The following is a 17,710-nucleotide window of genomic DNA, read 5'->3' on the forward strand; positions in this document are numbered from 1 at the left end:
CCGATTCCGATCCCGCCATGAAGCACCTTCGTTCTCTTTGCGCCGCGGCGATGCTCATCGCCGCTTTGCTCGCCCTTTCCGGCTGCGGCCTCTTCGGATGCAGCGGCTTTGCCACCAACGGCGGCGGCTTCGGCGGCTGCAGCGTCGGCACGCGGTTCTGATTCGATGGCGCGAGGCGGGCGACAAGCCGGGTCGCAAGGATCATCGTCATCACAGCGCAACGCCGCCCGCGGCCTTCGCCTTTTTGGCGCCCGAATACCTCGCCTTCAATCCGAGCGCCTGCTTCTCGATCAAATACCAAGAGAGCGCGCCCGCGAGCCAGGAACCGGGCAGCGCGATCAGCATCATTTGTAGCGCGGAGCCGTCCGGATGGAAGTGATTCACGACCTGCTGAATCGGCCAGCCATAGAGATAGATCCCGTACGAATAGTCTTCGATGGGTCCGAGATTGAGCTTTGGCGCGAAGGCGATCATGAACACGCCATAGGCAATCACCGCGCCGCAGGCAATCTCGAACGCCGGCTGACGGTAGGAAAGCACCGCCGCAAGCAGCAGCGCGAAGAGACCCTGGCGGTTCAGCGGGATGAAATCCCGGTTGACGTAGAGAAAGACACCAGCGGCGAAAAACACGGCAACGCGAAGGTTGGACGGATCGCCCGTGATGAACGGCATGTAGGTCGGCGCGAAGAGTCCGATCGCGACCAGGGCGGCGATGCAGAGGTTAGCGACCCATCGACTGCGAAGCGCGCCGAGCGCGCCGAACACCAGTACCAGGACGTAAAGCCGGACCTCGACCCAGATGCTCCACAGCGTTCCGTTCACGGCGTTCCGCGCGTGATTGTCCGCGAAGACGCCGGGCAAGCGCTCGGCATACTCATACAGAGAGGCGTTGCGCCAGACAAAGCCGTACGTCTCGGGTGACTCGAAGTAGATTCCGCGCGAAAGCGTCGTCAACGACGGTCCGAGCACGAAGGCGAGCAGCGCCATGCAAACGACCAGCGCCGGGAACAGACGCAGGGCGCGCGAGATGACGAAGTCTTTCACGCTGTGCCGACGATCGAAGCTGAACGTGATGAGAAATCCGCTGATGACGAAAAAGATATGCAGACCGAGATCGCCCGAATATCGGTAATGCAGGATCGACGTCGTGAAATCTCTGAGACCGTTGGTCGTGGCGGCAAGCGCGAACGAATGCCCATAGACAACGAGCGAAGCGGCGATAAGACGCAACAGCAGGAAATTATTACTGTCCTCTCGGCCGTTCTTATTAAAAGCTTGTCCCAGCGTTCTCATGAATGCCGCCTATTTGGAAGGCGGAATTGTAACGCGGTGTGACACAAATTAATAAGTTGCCGAAGCGGCAACCCGTTTGACCCGCTCCCTTCTCCGCGCGGCTTCAGCCGAAGACGCGCGGAGAGGACCTTCACACGAGCACTGCTCGGCCACGAACCGGCACAAGGACGTTCGCGGACGACAGTGAAAACCAGGCTAATTTCAGGAAGATATCTGGTTCGTTTTGGTTAGCCCTTGTTGCATGAGACTTTGCTGGGTCTGCGAATGTGCATTGCGCATCGGCTTCAGCACGAAAAGCGCGAGCAGCGCCGATATCGCCGCCATCCCCGCCGCAAGCATGAACACGGCGTGCCAGCTGCCGGTCATCGTCGTGATGACGCTCGAGAACGGCACCAGCAACGCCGCCGTGCCCTTCGCCGTGTACAGCAGGCCCGCGTTCGTCGCCGCGAACTTCGGACCGAAGGTATCGCCGCACGTCGCCGGGAAGAGACTGTAGATTTCGCCCCACGCGAAGAACACGATGCCCGTCAGCACGACAAACGCGATCGGGCTATGCCCGTACTTCGACAACGCGACGATGCCCACCGCCTCGATCGCGAACGCGACGAACATCGTGTTTTCCCGTCCGATGCGATCCGAGACCCAACCGAAGAACGGCCGCGTCAGACCGTTGAGCACGCGGTCGATCGTGAGCGCGAAGGTCAGCGCGGGCAAGGTCAAGCCGAGTATCGACACGGGCGAATCGTGCAAGCCGAAGTCCTTCGCGATCGGACCGAGCTGCGCGGTCGCCATCAGGCCGCCGGCGGCCATCATCACGAACATCAGATACATGACCCAGAAGATCGGCGACTGCAGCACCTGCTTCGGACTCGCGTTGTAGACCGCGGCCTTGACCGTGCTCTTCACCGTCGCGAGCAACTGCGCGGGCGGCGCATAGAGCGCCATGCCGAGCAGGAAGACCACGAGGCCTTGGCCGAGACCGAACCACAGGAACGTCGCTTCATAGCCGCTCGATTTGATCATGTGCGCGATCGGCACGACGGTCGCGGCGGAACCCATCCCGAAGCCTGCCGCCGTGATGCCCGCAGCAAGTCCGCGCCGCGTCGGGAACCACTTGAGCGCGTTGCCGACGCACGTGCCGTACACCGCGCCCGCACCCACGCCACCGACCGCCGCGGCGAAGTACAGAAGCGGCAGCGACGACGCCACCGAGTTGATCGCCCACGCGATCGCGCATAGCAGCCCGCCACCGACCACCACCGGCCTTGGACCGTACTTGTCGACGAGATAACCCTCGATAGGCACGAGCCATGTCTCCGTCACGACGAAGATCGTAAACGCCACCTGAATGGCCGCGCGGCCCCAGTGGTACTTCTCGTCGATCGGATTGACGAAGAGCGTCCAGCCGTACTGCATGTTCGCGATCATCGCCATGCAAATCACGCCGAAAACCAACTGCACCCACGGCGACGCGAGGCGCGACGCCTTGTCATCGCGGCCCATCTGGTTCATTCCCATGCCTGTCTCCTTGGCAAATATGCCTTGTGTATGCGGACGTCGAACGACGCCTCCCGCGACGCCCATTCATGCTGCGCGCATATACACAGTATGTGATATATCAAGTAAGTCAAGCGAAAGAAATGGCGGGGTTTTCACTTAGAGGATGAAACGGTGTAAGCGCATGAAAGCTGCAGTGAGCGCGGATCGTACAGACGAAAAAAAGCCCGGCAGAGGGAGACCTGCCGGGCGATGAGCGTGGGCGAGACATGGCAATCCGCAGCACGCCCTCTCTTTATAAATGAAAGTTAAACGTAATGTAAACGGGTATTTTTGTAGGGTTTACGCTGCGGTGTTTTTAGGCGTTTTCAGAACACGTTCACGGGGACATTGACCATCAGCCGGTAGACGTCGCTCGTGTCGTCCGGATAGTACGCGCTATTGCTGTGGTGATGCATGTAGTAGAACTTGATCGACGTGTTCTTGAACTTGCCGTCGGGAATCGTGTAGCTCGGGATCACGCCGATTTCGTAGTGCGTACCGCTGATCGGCTTGCCGTTCACCAGATAGTTAGCCGCCTGAGCGCTGTCGCCGTTAGCCATCGCGCTGCCATCCGCGCCCCAGCCGTAAGCACCCCACAACGCGAACTTCGCGCCGGGCAGGCCGTATTCCTTGAGGTTGAGCGAATAGGACAGGCTCACCGATTTTTCATGCGGCTGGTTGTAGTCGACATCGAGCGAATTCGACAGATAATCGCCCGCAGATTGCCCCATGTAGTCGAACGTCTGATCGCTCACGATCTGCTGGAACGCGAACTGCACCGTATGCGCGCCGTGCGTGCCGGCGAGCGCGAGCGAATACGCGTTATTGTTGATCGACCCTTGACGCTTGTCGCCGATCGCGCCGGTGTAGTAGTAGTTCAACGAACCCGTCCAGCGGATGCTCTTCGGATCGCCGATGCTCTGCGTCGCCGTCAGGTAGTACTGCTGCCATACGTTGTTCGCGACGCTGCCGTAGAGCGAGACGGCCGTATCGTCACCGTGTGTCCAGTCGCCGCCGAAGTACGTGAACTGCGAGACGTGCGTGCCGCCGTATTCCGTCGTGAGGCCGGTGACGGTCGTCATGCCGCGCGCGATCACGCCATCGACCGTGCCGGCCTTGAGCGTCAGGTTCTTGATCTCGTCGCTGGCAAGCGAGAAGCCGCGATACGTCGGCGGCAACGCGCGGTTGTCGTGCGGCACGAGGAACGGGTTATCGAAGAGTTGCTGACCGTATTTAAGCACCGTGTTCGACACGCGCGCCTTCACGTCCCACACGCCCGGATACGCCCACGCGAGCTGGTTCGCGCCGCTCGGGTCGCCGCTCGAGGAAACGTGCACGCGATTACCCGCGCCCTGCCCGCCGTTCAGCTTGAACGCACCGAAGAGCGACACGTCCGCACCCACGCCGATCAGCCCTTTCGTATAGCCCGACTCGAACACGGCCTGCGCACCGAGGACCCACGCGTCCTTCTTGCCTGCGCCCTTGAATTCGTCATGCTCTGTGAAGGACCGCATCAACAGATTCAAGTGCGAATCCTCGATGAATCCCTTCGATTTCGCCTGATTGCTGACGGGCGCATCGGCTTCCGTGTTGGGCGGCGAATCCGGTGCCAGCGCCTTTTGACGCGTGAGCAGATCATCGTCGGCGGATGGCTGCTGCGCCTGCGCGGCCTGCGTCGGCGCCTGTTGCGCATGTGCCGGAACGGCTGCGGCGATATAAGCGCCGAAAAGCAAAATGGACAATGCCGCTGACGTTTTTTGTTTTTTCATGAAAAGTATCTCCACTGACTCGACCCGCAAACAACATGAAATGAACAACTAGAAAGGATTCCGAATTACTCGACAAAGTGAACCGTGCCCGTCGATCGCGAAGGATCGGCACGAACGGTCCGTTCAGGGACGCGCTAGTAAAAGAGAAAGTGTCCCTTTACGCCGGGGCCATCACGCATACAGACAGGCGGCCGACGAACTCTCACCAAGCGCGCGCAACACCGGTACTTCGCGTGCGCAACGCGCGTCGGCCATCGGACAGCGCGTATGAAACACGCAGCCCGAAGGCGGATCGATCGGGCTCGGAATGTCGCCCGACAGAATCTGCACGGTCTTTGCGCGCTCGACGGCCGGATCGGGTACCGGTACCGCCGACAGCAACGCCCGCGTATACGGATGGCGCGGCGTGTCATAGAGCGCGTGCTTCTCCGCGAGCTCCATCACGCGGCCGAGATACATCACCATCACGCGATCGGAGATGTGCCGCACCACGGCCAGATCGTGCGCGATGAAGATAAGCGCGAGCTTCATCTCTTTTTGCAGCGACTTCAGCAGATTGACGATCTGCGCCTGAATCGACACATCGAGCGCGGACACCGGTTCATCGCAGATGACGAGCTTCGGCTCGACGATCAGCGCCCGCGCAATGCCAATGCGCTGACACTGCCCGCCCGAAAACTCGTGCGGATAGCGGTTGATCATCTGCTCGCGCAGACCGACCTTGGCCATCATCGCGCGCACGCGTTCTTCGACTTCGCGCGTGTTCATGCCGGGTCGATGCTCGACGAGCGGCTCCGCGATGATCTGCCCGATCGTCATGCGCGGATCGAGCGATGCGAGCGGGTCCTGAAAGATCATCTGCACGTCGCCGCGCACGCGATGCCATTCACGCGTCGAAGCGCCCGACAAGCGCGCGCCCATCCACACGATGTCGCCGCTCGTCGCGGGAATGAGATTGAGGATCGCGCGCGACAACGTGGACTTGCCGCAACCCGATTCGCCGACGACGCCGAGCGTCTCGCCCGCCTTGAGATCGAAGCTCACGCCGTCGACGGCCTTTAGCGTGCGGCGCGCCGCCCACGGCAGACGGTTCTTCGGCTTCACCTGAAAATGCACGCGCATGTCGCGCACGGAGAGAATCGTCGCGTCAGACATGGCTCGCTTCCTTCTTGATCAGATGAACCGGACGATGACAGGCCCGCAGCCAGCCCGGTCCGATCGCCTTCAGCGCGGGCGCATCGACGGCGCATTCATCGCTTGCATCGGCGCATCGTTCGTGGAACGGACAGCCCGCCGGCGGATGGGCCATGTTCGGCGGATTGCCGGGGATGCCGGTCAGCTCGCCGCCGTCGTGATCGAGACGCGGCAACGCGCGCAATAGGCCGACCGTGTACGGATGCGAAGGCTGCGCGAACAACGTGCTCGCATCGCACTGCTCCATCACACGCCCGCCGTACATCACCATGACTTTTTCGCACAAGCCGGCGACGACGCCGAGATCGTGCGTGATCAATACGATCGACGTGCCGAAGTCATGCTGGAGATTGCGCAACAATTGCAGAATCTGCGCTTGCACGGTGACGTCGAGCGCGGTGGTCGGCTCGTCGGCGAACAGCACTTCGGGCTCGCACAGCAACGCCATTGCGATCATCACCCGCTGACGCATGCCGCCCGACAACTCGTGCGGATACTGCCCGATGCGATGCGCGGCCTCGGGAATGCGCACGGCTTCGAGCAACGAGATTGCGCGCCTCTTCGCTTCGCGGCGCGTGACGTTCTTGTGCAGTTCGAGCACTTCGGTCATCTGCCGCTCGATCGTGAGATACGGATTGAGCGAGCTCATCGGATCCTGGAAGATCATCGACAGGCGATTGCCGCGGATGCGGTTCATCGCGCGATTCGTCATGCCGATGAGATTCTCGCCGCGATACATCGCGCGTCCGCTCGCGCGCCCATTCGATGCGAGCAGGCCGAGCATCGCGAGCACGCTCTGGCTCTTGCCCGAGCCCGACTCGCCGACAATGCCGAGCGTCTCGCCCTCTTCCAGCGTGAAATTCACGCCGTTGACGGCGCGCACGGCGGCGTCGTGCGTCCTGAATTCGACTTGCAGATCGTTGACTTCGAGTAGCGGCATGGCTCACCTGTCCTTCGGATCGAGCGCGTCGCGCAGCCCGTCGCCGACAAAGTTGATGCAGTAAAGCGTGATCGAGAGCAGCGCCGCCGGAAACAGCAGAATCCACGGCGACGACTCCATCACGCCGACGCCGTCTTGAATCAGCACGCCCCAGCTCGTCATCGGTTCCTGCACGCCGAGGCCGAGGAACGACAGCACGGATTCCGTGAGGATGACGGCAGGCACGGTGACAGTCGTATAGATCGCGACGATGCCGAGCAGATTCGGCACCACATGCCGCGGGATGATGCGCCGCGTCGGCACGCCGATCGCGCGCGCCGCTTCGACATATTCCTTGGAGCGGATCGACAGCGTCTGGCCGCGCACGACGCGCGCCATGTCCATCCACGAAAAGATCGTGATGGTGATGACGACGAGATAGAACTCGCGGCCGAGCAGCGTCACCATCAGAATCGCGATGAGCAGATACGGAATCGCGTACATCATGTCGACGATACGCATCATCGCGTTATCGACGCGTCCGCCGACGAAGCCCGCGACCGCGCCCCACAGGATGCCGAGCGTCACCGACGTGAGCGTGGCGAGTGCGCCGATCATCAGGGACACGCGCCCGCCGATCAGGCAGCGCACGAGCAGATCGCGGCCAGTGTCGTCCGTGCCGAACAGATGCCAGTTGGCGAGCGTCGGCGCGACGCTCGTCGCGTTCCAGTCGGTCGAGTCGAATTCGTTCGGCAACAACCACGGTCCGACGATGCACGCGAGCGTGATCAGCACGAGCAGCACGAGACTCACGACCGCCGCCTTGTTGCGCAGGAAACGCGCGCGCGCGTCCTGCCACGGGCTGCGGCCGGCGACCGCCCTTTCGAGCATCGGTGCAAGAGAAGCAGATTTCATCGCGCGCCCTTTCAGTAACGAATCTTCGGATCGAGCCACGCATACGTGAGATCGACCAGCAGGTTGAGCAGCACGGCCACCACCGTGACGAGCACGACGAGTCCGAGCACGAGCGTGTAATCGCGATTGGCCGCGCCGTTCACGATCAGCTTGCCGATGCCCGGCAGCGAGAACACCGATTCCGTGACGACCGCCGCCGTGATCGACGAGATCGCGAGCGGGCCGATCACCGAGACGACAGGAATGAGCGTCGGCTTCAGCGCATGGCGCAGCACGATGGTGCGCATCGGCAAGCCTTTCGCGCGCGCGGTGCGGATGTAGTTCGTGTTCAGCACTTCGATCAGACTCGCGCGCGTCACGCGGCCGACCGTGGCGACGTTGATCATCACGAGCAGCGCGACGGGCAGCGCCATATAGCGCAACTGGAAGTCGTTCCAGCCGCCCGCGGGCAGCCACTTGAGCAGGATCGCGAAGACGAGGATCAACACCGGCCCGAGCACGAACGACGGGAACGCATTGCCCGCGTTGCTGGCGAGCATCAGCACATAGTCCGCGATGCTATTGCGGCGCAGTGCCGCGGCGATGCCGAGCGCGACGCCGATCACGATGGCAAGCAGCATCGACACGCCGCCGATCGTCAGCGACACCGGCAGCGCACGAAGCACGAGATCGTTCACGCTCCAGTCGGCATAACGGAACGACGCACCGAGATCGCCGTGCAGAAGGTCTCGAAGATAGAACACATACTGCTTCCACAGCGGCTCGTCGAGGTGATACTTCGCCTGCAGATTCGCGAGCACTTCCGCCGGAATCTTGCGCTCACCATCGAACGGACCGCCCGGCGTTGCGTGCAGGAGCAGATAGCAGATCGTCACGACGATCAGCAGCGTCGGCAGCGTGAGCAACACGCGCCGCAAGGTATAGGACCACATGAAAGGCTCCTTGCCGTCAGTGCTTGACGATGTAGAGATCCTTGCTGCCGTAATGATCCATCGGATTCTTCAGCGAGTATCCGCCGACGTAGCTCTTCACGAGGCGCGGCAGGCCGTATTGCAGGAGCGGCAGCATCGGATAGTCGTCCATTACGATCTTCGCGGCCTGCGTCTGCAACTGCGTGCGCTTGGCTTGATCCGTGGTTTCGCCGGCTTCCTTGATGAGCGCGTCGGCCTTCGGGTTGCAGCTGAAATTGTCGTTCTGCTCCGACTTGCATTGCACGAGCGTAAGGAAGGTCGTCGCGTCGTTGTAATCGGCGACCCAGCCGTTGCGTGCGATCTGATAGTCGCCTTCATGGCGCTTCTTCAACAGCACCTTGAACTCCATCGATTCGATGTCCATCGTGAGGCCGAGCTTCGACTTCCATTCCGATGCGACGAAGATCGCCATCTTCTTGTTGTAATCGCTCGTGTTCATCGCGAATCGCAGCTTCGTTCCGGGCTTCACGCCCGCCTGTTCGAGCAGCTTCTTGGCTTCCTCGACCCGCTTGGCCATCGGCCACGTCGCCCATTCGTAATTCGACACGTCGGCGCCGCTCACGCCCTTCGGCAGCAGGCCGTAAAGCGGCGTCTGACCATCGGCGGTCACGCGTTGCGCGAGCAGGTCGCGGTCGATGACCATCGAGAGCGCCTTGCGCACGCGCACGTCCTTCAGCAGCGGATCGCGATTGTTGAAGCTGTAGTAGCGCGTGCCGAGAATCAGCGAGTTGCGGATGTCCTTCGGGAACTGCTGGCTGTACTTCGCATAGGTGCCGGTCGGAAGCTGATACGTCATGTCGTTCTCGCCGGACTGGAACAGCTTGACGTCGGTGTTCTCGTCTTCGACCGGCAGATACGTGACTTGCGTCAGTTGAACGTTCGCCTTGTCCCAGTAGTTCGCGTTCTTCGTCAGCACGAGCTTGCTGTTGACCTGCCAGTCCTTCAACTGGAACGCGCCGTTGCTGACGATGTTGCCCGGCTTCGTCCATTCCTTGCCGAATTTCTCGATCGTAGCGCGATGCACCGGCCCGAGGTTCGGATTCGACATCAGTTCCGGCAGGAACGGCACGGGTCCGGCGGTCTTGATTTCGACGGTGCTCGCGTCGATGGCGCGCACCCCGAGCGCGCTCGCCGGCTTCTTGCCCGCGGCGATATCCGCGCCGTTCAGCAGGAACGGGCCGTACACGCTCGCATACGACGACGCCGTTTTCGGGTCGAGGAAGCGCTGGCAGCCGTACACGAAATCGTTTGCGGTGACGGCGTCGCCATTGGACCAGCGGGCGTTCTTGCGCAGATGGAAAATCCAGGTCGTCGCGTCCTTCTGTTCCCATTTTTCCGCGACACCGGGCACGACCGTGCCGTCCGAATTCGTCGCGGTCAGGCTCTCGAACAGGTCGCGCGAGACGTTGGCCGCCACCACGGTTTCGACCAGCGCCGGATCGAGCGTCTCGACCTCCGAGCCGTTGTTGCGCACGAGTTCCTGCTTCGCGGCGAGCGCAACACCCGGCGGCACGATGGCGGCCGACGCGTTCAGCGCGGAGAACGCGAGCAGCGCCGCGGCGGCGGCGAGTTTCGTGCGTTGGATCGATGCGTGGGGAACGGCAAAAAACGTCATGGGGAATCCTCTTTCCTGTCTCGTTTATCGATTGTTGCCTTTCGCCGGGCTTTCGAAATTTGGCAGTCCTTCGTGTAGCGGATCGTTTATCGCCGTTGGGATAAACAAAGCAGCTTCAAGCCCGGAGAATCTAACGTATTGCTTTCTATCTTCTGTCGGCGCGCCAATGCCGATAACTCGTTGAAAACCGCGCGTCTGGCGGATATTTCTTACGTAGACGCTTTCATTCGTGCTTCAGGCTGGCGGCGAGTATTTCGTATCAATAAGACGGATGCCACTCACATGTGCTTATAGTCACTAAATTTTTCGAATAGTCGTTCAATTTGTTGGTTTAACGCACTTTCGGGCTTTGGTTAGCTGAACAGGGTTAAGGCAGCAAGTGTTTGTTTCCTATAAGATTGCGTCGCCGTATAACCGCCGCTTCAGAGCCGTCCGAAAGATGATCCGTTTCCGCCAGATCGAGGCATTTCGCAGCCTCATCATGACCGGCACCAGTGTCGGCGCAGCAAAAAAACTCCATGTGACGCAGCCCGCAATCAGCCGCCTGATCGCCGATCTCGAAGCCGATCTCGGTTTCAGCCTGTTCTCGCGCATCGGCGGCCGTCTCAATCCGACGACCGCCGGCCTGCGCTTCTACAAGTCCGTCGAGGAAAACTTCCTCGGCCTGGAGCGCTTGAAGCAGGTCGCCGCAATGATTCGCGAGGAAGCTTCAGACAGCCTCACGGTCGCATGCATGCCCGTGCTCGCGACCACGCTTTTGCCGCCCGTACTCGCCGATTTCACCGAACGTCATCCCGGCGTGCCGATCAAGGTCGATTCGGTGAAAGTGCCGGAAGTGCTGGTGAACCTGCAGAACCACAAGGCCGATGTCGCGTTGAGCCTGGCGTTTCCGGCGGTCGCGGGCATCGAGGTGGAGACGCTGCTCAAGGCGCGCGCGTCGTGCGCGATGCCCACGACGCACAAGCTCGCGAAGAAGAAGATCGTGCGCCCTTCCGACTTGCGCGGCGAAAAGCTCATCGGCTGGCTGCCGAACGCGCGCCAGCCGTACGAGGCGGAGCAATCGCTGATTTCATCGACGGAAGACCGGCCGCGTTACACCGTTTTCACCGACACGGCGCACACGCGTTACGCGATGGTGGCGGGCGGGCTCGGCATTTCGATCGTCGAGCCGTTCGCGGCCAAGGTCTGGCGCGCGCACGGCGTGGTCGTGCGGCCGTTCGAGACCGACATCGAGTATGAATACGTGCTGTCGTATCCGAGCAGCGGCATCCGCTCCGATCTCGTCGCATCGTTCCGAAGTTCGGTGAAGCGCGTGGTCGAGCACTATTCGTTCGAGGCCGCCGAAGAAGCGCCTCTCGCGGAGGACTGACGCGCCGCGCGCCACTCGGCCGCCGATCGGTTTTCCGTTTCATACTCTCGTCTGTTGCGCCCGCTTCAAACCCTCATCCATACGGAGCACACATGCACGATCTGAAAGGCAAGTCGATTCTCATCACCGGCGCGAGCACCGGCATAGGCGCCGCGGCGGCGCGGGCGTTCGCGCAATACGGCGCGAATGTCGCGGTGCACTACAACAGCTCGAAAGACAAGGCCGAGGAAGTCGCGAAGGACGTGCGCGCGCTCGGCGTCACGGCGATCACCGTCGGCGCGGATGTGCGCGATTCAAAAGCCATCGATGCCGCCGTGGCGCAAGTCGCCGATACGTTCGGCAAGATCGACGTGCTCATCAATAACGCGGGCAGTCTCGTGAAACGCGAGCCGATCGCGTCCGCGAGCGACGAGCTCTTCGACGAGATCATGCACATCAACGCGCGCTCGGTCGTCGCGTTCACGCGCGCGGCGCTGCCGTCGCTGCGCTCGGGCGGCGGCGGCTCGATCATCAACGTGACATCGGTGGCGGCGCGCAACGGCGGCGGGCCGGGCGCGCTCCTCTACGCGGCGTCGAAGGGCTTCGTCAGCACCATCACCAAGGGCATGGCGAAGGAACTGATGCCGGATCGCATCCGCGTGAATGCGGTCGCGCCCGGCGTGATCCAGACGCCGTTTCAGGAGCGCTTCACATCGCCGGAACAACTCGAATCCTTCCGCAAGGCAATTCCGATGGGCTTCATCGGCGAGCCGGACGATTGCAGCGGCGCGTTCCTCTATCTCGCGTCGGAAGCGATGTCGCGCTATGTGACGGGCCAGATCATCGACGTGAACGGCGGCCAGTTGATGCCCTGAGCGTCGCGCGGCTCGTGGTATATAAAGCGCTGGTCTTTCGTCGCATGCAATAAAGGAGAACGCAGGAGATGCTTTTGAAAAAGGAACTTCGCATCCGCTCGGTCGCACTCGGCGCCATCGTCGCGTCGGCGCTCATGACGGCGGGATTCGTCGAGACGGCGCCGGCTTACGCAAAAACCACCGACAATCAGCCGGCGGTGCTGACCGCGTCGGCTGTCGCGGTCGCCGACAAATACGCCGCCGACACCGCGGAACAAATCTTCAAGCTCGGCGGCAATGCGGTCGATGCGGCCGTCGCGATCGCCTTCACGCTCGCCGTGACGTATCCGGAAGCGGGCAATATCGGCGGCGGTGGCTTCATGACGCTCTACGTCGATCATCGTCCGTACTTCCTCGACTATCGCGAGCGCGCGCCGCTTTCGGCCACGCGCAACATGTATCTCGACGACAAGGGCGAGGTCATCAAGGGCATGAGCCTCATCGGGCATCGCGCGGTGGGCGTGCCGGGCACGGTCCAGGGCATGTGGGAAGCGCAGAAGCGCTTCGGCAAGTTGAAGTGGAAACAGGTGCTCGCGCCGGCCATCAAGTACGCGCAGGACGGCTTCGAAGTCGACGATCAACTCGTTTCGCGACGCGACAACGCATCGAAGGAGTTCGCCGGCAAGACCAACTTCGATCTGTACTTCGGCGGCATGAAGGCCGGTCAGGTGTTCAAGCAGCCGGATCTCGCCAAGACCTTGCAGCGCATCTCCGATAAAGGCGCGAAAGGCTTCTACGAAGGCGAAACCGCCGAGCTGATCGCCAAGTCGATGGAAGGCCACGGCCTCATCACGACGCGCGACCTGAAGGACTACAAGGCGGTGTGGCGTCAGCCGATCACGGCAAGCTGGAACGGCTATCGCGTGATCACCGCGCCGCCGCCGAGCTCCGGCGGCGTCGGCCTCGTGCAGTTGCTCAAGATGAAGGCCGACCTCAAGGACAAGTTCCAGGACGTGCCGCTCGATTCCGCGCAGTACATCCATCTCGTGGCCGAAATCGAGAAGCGCGTGTTCGCGGACCGCGCGCAATATCTCGGCGATCCGGACTTCTACAAGGTGCCGGTCGCGCAGCTCACCAACGACGACTACATCCTGAAGCGTGCGCAGGAAGTCAATCCCGACAAGCCTTCGGACACGAAGAGCGTGCAGCCGGGACTCGGCACGTCGATGCCCGAGAAGGCGGAAACGACGCACTTTTCGGTCGTCGACAAATGGGGCAACGCGGTGTCGAACACGTACACGATCAACGGCTATTTCGGCTCGGGCGTGATCGCGGAAGGCACGGGCGTCGTGCTCAACGACGAAATGGACGACTTCGCGTCGAAGCCGGGCGTGCCGAACATGTTCGGCGTCGTCGGCAGCGATGCGAACGCCATCGCGCCGAAAAAGCGTCCGCTTTCGTCGATGACGCCGACCATCCTCACGAAGGACGACAAGGTCGCGATGGTGATCGGCACGCCGGGCGGCTCGCGCATCTTCACGTCGATTTTCCAGGTCATCACGAACGTGTACGACTTCGACATGCCGCTGGCGGAAGCCGTCGGCGCGACGCGATTCCATCATCAGTTGCTGCCGCCGGACACCATCTATCAGGAGCCGTTCCATCAGCTCGACGCGAGCGTCGTCAAGCAGCTCGAAGACAAGGGCTACAAGTTCACGATGCAGAACTTCAATGGCGACATTCAGGCGATCCGCATCGACGGCGACAAGCCCGAACCGATGTCCGATCCGCGCGGACGCGGCGTGTCGCGCGTCATCCAGTAACGCGCCTTACAACGTCGAACGAGTAAAATAGCGGTCCGGTCCGGACTAGGCGTTTCCCCTAGTCCGGCCTTTTTTCGCTCATGCGGGAGCCCCGTCCCGCGCGGGATTCGCGGCATATAAGCCGCTCGGCATGAGCGGCATGTTTTTCATGGGATTGGACCCCGCGTTCTGTTCCCCTAGTCTCTGTCCTGACCGAGTGCAGCCATCAGAGCGCGTCACCCGGCATTCATCCAGAACTACATACGAGACGACCCTGACGATGGACCCGCGGTGCCGGCGAGCTGACAAGCGCGGCGCACGGCGTTCCGTTTCAGCGTGCTGATAAAGGAGCAGCTCATGTTGGAATCCTCCGCCCAGCAGCTTGGCGACATCGACATCACCCCCACAGAACGAGAGGAAAGCGTTCAGACCGCCAGCGGCGGATTTCTCGATCGCTATTTCGGCATTTCCAAAACCGGCAGCACGGAAAAACGCGAGATCGTCGCGGGCGTTACGACGTTCCTCGCGATGGTCTACTCCGTGTTCGTCGTGCCGGGCATGCTCGGCAAGGCCGGCTTCGACACGAGCGCTGTGTTCGTCGCGGTGTGCCTCACGACCGCGTTCGGCTCGCTGCTGATGGGCGTGTGGGCGCGTCTGCCGATCGCGATCGGCTGCGCAATCTCGCTGACTGCGTTCACGGCCTTCGGTCTCGTGCTCGGCAAGGGATTGACGCCGAACATCGCGCTCGGCGCCGTGTTCCTGATGGGCGTCGTGTTCACCGCGATCTCCGTCACCGGCGTGCGTTCGTGGATCCTGCGCAATCTGCCGACGGGCGTCGCGCACGGCACGGGCATCGGCATCGGCTTGTTCCTGCTGCTGATCGCATCGAACGATGTCGGGCTCATCATCAAGAATCCCGCGCCCGGCATGCCGGTGTCGCTCGGGCATATCACGGCGTTTCCGGTGCTGATGTCGGTGGCGGGCCTCGCCGCGATCTTCGGTCTGGAGCGCCGGCGCGTGCCGGGCGGCATCCTGCTGGTGGTGATCGGCCTGTCGGCGATCGGCCTGATCTTCGATCCGTCCGTGCGCTTTCATGGCGTGTTCGCGCTGCCGGCGTTGTCGGCGCCGGGCCATGCATCGCTGATCGGTGCGATGGACATCAAGGGAGCACTCTCGATGGCCGTACTGCCGAGCGTGCTCGCGCTCGTGATGACCGCCGTGTTCGACGCGACCGGCACGATCCGCGCGGTCGCGGGCCAAGCGGGCCAGATCGACAAGAACGGACGCATCGTCAACGGCGGCCGCGCGCTGACCGCCGATTCGCTCAGCTCGATCTTCTCCGCCTGCTTCGGCGGCGCGCCGGCTGCGGCGTATATCGAATCGTCGGTGGGCGTGGCGGCGGGCGCGAAGACGGGTCTCGCGGCAAGCGTCGTCGGCGTGCTGTTCCTGGTGGTGATGTTCCTGTCGCCGCTCGCCGCGCTCGTGCCTTCCTACGCGACGGCGCCTGCGCTGATGTACGTCGGCCTGCTGATGCTCGGCAACGTGAGCAAGCTGCATTTCGAGGACACGGTCGACACGATGTCGGGCCTCGTTTGCGCGGTGTATATCGTGCTGTCGGCGAATATCGTGACGGGCATCATGCTCGGCTTTTGCACGCTCGTGATCGGCCGCATCGTCGCGGGCGAATGGCGCAAGCTGAATGTCGGCACGGTGGCGATCGCGGTCGTGCTCGCGGTTTTCTATCTCGGCGGCTGGGCGATCTGATCGACGGCTCGATCGCGTGAAGCGAAACGGCGCGCTACCCGAGAGGACAGCGCGCCGTTTTTCATGGCCGTGTTACTTCGTGACGAGCGCGACGGAACCCGTCTCCAACAACGACTTCAAATTCGACAGAATCTTCGGCCATCCGCCCGACACGGCCTCGATGAACGGTTTGCTCTCGCTGACGTGCGTGACCGTGAGCTTGACCGCATCGCCGAGCGCCTCGATGTCGTAGGTGCAGCGCGACCAGCCCGCGTCCTTCAGATCGTCGCGAAATTCGTTGCGCCATTTCAGCACGAGGCGCTTGCCCGGCTCGGCTTCGAGCACTTCTCCGGCATCCGCGACGCGTCCATCGGAAAACAGCATCTTCCACGCGGAGCCTGCTGACCAGTCGGATTCCTGATGCATCCCGAACCAGTACTGCCGAACGAACTCAGGCGTCGTCAGCGCTTCCCACAGCTTTCCCGGCGTCGTGCGGATGTAGGTCACATACACAAACGTGTCGCTACTCATGATCGTCTCCTTCAAGCGAGCGTTTCAGGTCGGACAAAGCGTCCAGCCGCGGACGCTCGAACTTGCTGATCCAGCGTTGCGCGATCTCGTGGATCGGCACCGGATTAAGGAAATGACGCTTCTCGCGGCCATGACGCTGCGTCGACACGAGATTCGCGTCTTCGAGTATCGCGAGATGCTTCGACACGGCCTGCCGCGTCATGACGAGGCCGTCGCATAAATCGCCGAGCGTCTGGCCATTCGCCTCGCGAAGCCGGTCGAGCAGTTGCCTGCGGCTCGCGTCGGCGAGCGCGCGAAAAACCGAATCGTCATCCATGAACGGATTATGCAACCATTTGGTTGCATGTCAAGCGCGAAAACGACAACGCCCCGGAAGCTCTTCACTTCCGGGGCGTTGCGGATGATGCTCTTGACCGGGATGCTGTCGCGCGCGGCTTACTTGCGGCGATACGATTCGACGAGAATCTCGCAGTTCTGGAGATGCAGTTGCAGCGCACGGTTCCACTCACGACGCACCGCAGCCTTTGCCGCGCGCAGCCAGGAACCGAACGAAACGACCAGGGATTGTTGTGCGGTGGTTTTCATGTGGGTCTCTCAGGGTAAGTAGCTAGGGAATAACCCTAACTATACGCCTTTCTCGCTGCACCGCAACACGTTTTCAAAAAAGCAACAGGGTATTCCCTAGGTCGATCGGTCAATTTTTCTCCGGCGCGTCGGGCGCCAACTGCACGCCCTTTTTGAAGATGAAGCAGCCGTAACCCCGAGATTCGCCGGTGGCGATCACGCAATACGCGTTCTTCGCGCGCTCGTAGAAGGCAAAACGCTCGATCGACGCCAGCGGCACGGCGCGCCCCTCGGCGTCATCGACTTCACGCTGCGCTTCGCGTTGCACGGCGGGCAGCGCGGCCGCGTCGCCGACGACCTCCATGCGCTGAGCAGGATGATCGACGAACGTATCGAGCGGCAGCACCGACAGCACCGCCCGCACCGCGCGCGGCGAACTCACGCCGTCGAGCCGCAGCACGCGCCCGAGCACCGTCTGTCGCGCGACGGAATCGGCGGGAAAGTTGGCGTCGCAGATCACGACTTCGTCGCCGTGACCCATCGCGCAGAGCGCGTGCAGGATGTCCGCGTTGAGCAGCGGATCGATGTTCTTGAGCATGTTTCTTGTTCTCCATGACGTAAGGCCAGCCGAATATATGGTACCCGCCGCCGCG

The 17,710-nt window shown here is 62.0% G+C and carries 17 protein-coding genes; 5 read left to right on the plus strand and 12 right to left on the minus strand.

Annotated elements, in window-relative coordinates:
* Nucleotides 1–17 precede the first annotated feature (17 nt).
* Entirely contained in the window at nucleotides 18–161 is a 144-nt protein-coding gene (locus NCS00_RS17945; RefSeq protein ID WP_250435901.1) for a hypothetical protein, read from the plus strand.
* Between the two features lie 49 nt (nucleotides 162–210).
* On the opposite strand, the gene NCS00_RS17950 is transcribed toward NCS00_RS17945, so the two are convergent.
* The 8 genes from NCS00_RS17950 to NCS00_RS17985 form a co-directional block, all read right to left on the minus strand.
* A complete protein-coding gene (locus NCS00_RS17950) occupies nucleotides 211–1,293 on the minus strand; it encodes an acyltransferase family protein (protein WP_175979408.1) in 1,083 nt (360 codons plus the stop codon).
* 201 nt (nucleotides 1,294–1,494) lie between these two features.
* Nucleotides 1,495–2,811 (minus strand): oxalate/formate MFS antiporter, encoded by a 1,317-nt coding sequence (oxlT, locus tag NCS00_RS17955; RefSeq protein ID WP_008353183.1) that lies wholly within the window; start codon nucleotides 2,809–2,811, stop codon nucleotides 1,495–1,497.
* A gap of 347 nt (nucleotides 2,812–3,158) precedes the next feature.
* Nucleotides 3,159–4,601, minus strand: coding sequence for an OprD family outer membrane porin (locus tag NCS00_RS17960; protein ID WP_250440653.1), 1,443 nt, complete (start codon nucleotides 4,599–4,601; stop codon nucleotides 3,159–3,161).
* Nucleotides 4,602–4,772: 171 nt separating this feature from the next.
* Nucleotides 4,773–5,756, minus strand: coding sequence for a murein tripeptide/oligopeptide ABC transporter ATP binding protein OppF (oppF, locus tag NCS00_RS17965; protein ID WP_175979410.1), 984 nt, complete (start codon nucleotides 5,754–5,756; stop codon nucleotides 4,773–4,775).
* The gene (locus NCS00_RS17970) at nucleotides 5,749–6,735 is read right to left on the minus strand and encodes an ABC transporter ATP-binding protein (RefSeq protein WP_250440654.1); all 987 of its coding nucleotides are present in this window, start codon (nucleotides 6,733–6,735) and stop codon (nucleotides 5,749–5,751) included. Before NCS00_RS17970 ends, oppF begins: the two co-directional genes overlap by 8 nt.
* A gap of 3 nt (nucleotides 6,736–6,738) precedes the next feature.
* A complete protein-coding gene (locus tag NCS00_RS17975; RefSeq protein WP_502801586.1) occupies nucleotides 6,739–7,629 on the minus strand; it encodes an ABC transporter permease subunit in 891 nt (296 codons plus the stop codon).
* Between the two features lie 11 nt (nucleotides 7,630–7,640).
* A complete protein-coding gene (gene oppB, locus NCS00_RS17980) occupies nucleotides 7,641–8,561 on the minus strand; it encodes an oligopeptide ABC transporter permease OppB (RefSeq protein WP_250440655.1) in 921 nt (306 codons plus the stop codon).
* A 16-nt stretch (nucleotides 8,562–8,577) separates the two neighbouring features.
* Nucleotides 8,578–10,215, minus strand: coding sequence for a peptide ABC transporter substrate-binding protein (locus NCS00_RS17985; RefSeq protein ID WP_008353176.1), 1,638 nt, complete (start codon nucleotides 10,213–10,215; stop codon nucleotides 8,578–8,580).
* 439 nt (nucleotides 10,216–10,654) lie between these two features.
* On the opposite strand from NCS00_RS17985, the gene NCS00_RS17990 reads away from it, so the two are divergent.
* The 4 genes from NCS00_RS17990 (at nucleotide 10,655) to NCS00_RS18005 (ending at nucleotide 15,983) form a co-directional block, all read left to right on the plus strand.
* A complete protein-coding gene (locus tag NCS00_RS17990) occupies nucleotides 10,655–11,584 on the plus strand; it encodes a LysR substrate-binding domain-containing protein (RefSeq protein WP_008353175.1) in 930 nt (309 codons plus the stop codon).
* Between the two features lie 92 nt (nucleotides 11,585–11,676).
* Nucleotides 11,677–12,438, plus strand: a complete 762-nt coding sequence (locus NCS00_RS17995; protein ID WP_008353174.1) for an SDR family NAD(P)-dependent oxidoreductase — start codon at nucleotides 11,677–11,679, stop codon at nucleotides 12,436–12,438.
* A gap of 134 nt (nucleotides 12,439–12,572) precedes the next feature.
* Complete coding sequence (ggt, locus tag NCS00_RS18000) at nucleotides 12,573–14,240, plus strand: gamma-glutamyltransferase (RefSeq protein ID WP_372492488.1); 1,668 nt, start codon at nucleotides 12,573–12,575, stop codon at nucleotides 14,238–14,240.
* A 336-nt stretch (nucleotides 14,241–14,576) separates the two neighbouring features.
* Entirely contained in the window at nucleotides 14,577–15,983 is a 1,407-nt protein-coding gene (locus tag NCS00_RS18005; protein WP_008353171.1) for an NCS2 family permease, read from the plus strand.
* 72 nt (nucleotides 15,984–16,055) lie between these two features.
* On the opposite strand, the gene NCS00_RS18010 is transcribed toward NCS00_RS18005, so the two are convergent.
* The 4 genes from NCS00_RS18010 to NCS00_RS18025 all read right to left on the minus strand — a co-directional run bounded on the left by NCS00_RS18010 (nucleotide 16,056) and on the right by NCS00_RS18025 (nucleotide 17,655).
* Nucleotides 16,056–16,493, minus strand: coding sequence for an SRPBCC family protein (locus tag NCS00_RS18010; protein WP_008353168.1), 438 nt, complete (start codon nucleotides 16,491–16,493; stop codon nucleotides 16,056–16,058).
* Nucleotides 16,486–16,809: an ArsR/SmtB family transcription factor gene (locus tag NCS00_RS18015; RefSeq protein ID WP_250440656.1), complete on the minus strand. Its 324-nt coding sequence runs from the start codon at nucleotides 16,807–16,809 to the stop codon at nucleotides 16,486–16,488. Before NCS00_RS18015 ends, NCS00_RS18010 begins: the two co-directional genes overlap by 8 nt.
* 119 nt (nucleotides 16,810–16,928) lie before the next feature.
* Nucleotides 16,929–17,078, minus strand: a complete 150-nt coding sequence (locus NCS00_RS18020) for a hypothetical protein (protein WP_157695790.1) — start codon at nucleotides 17,076–17,078, stop codon at nucleotides 16,929–16,931.
* Between the two features lie 109 nt (nucleotides 17,079–17,187).
* Nucleotides 17,188–17,655: an RbsD/FucU family protein gene (locus tag NCS00_RS18025; protein WP_008353164.1), complete on the minus strand. Its 468-nt coding sequence runs from the start codon at nucleotides 17,653–17,655 to the stop codon at nucleotides 17,188–17,190.
* Nucleotides 17,656–17,710: the final 55 nt, after the last annotated feature.

Origin of the sequence: Caballeronia sp. AZ1_KS37, assembly GCF_023631165.1 — a bacterium.
Taxonomy (GTDB): Bacteria; Pseudomonadota; Gammaproteobacteria; order Burkholderiales; family Burkholderiaceae; genus Caballeronia; species Caballeronia zhejiangensis.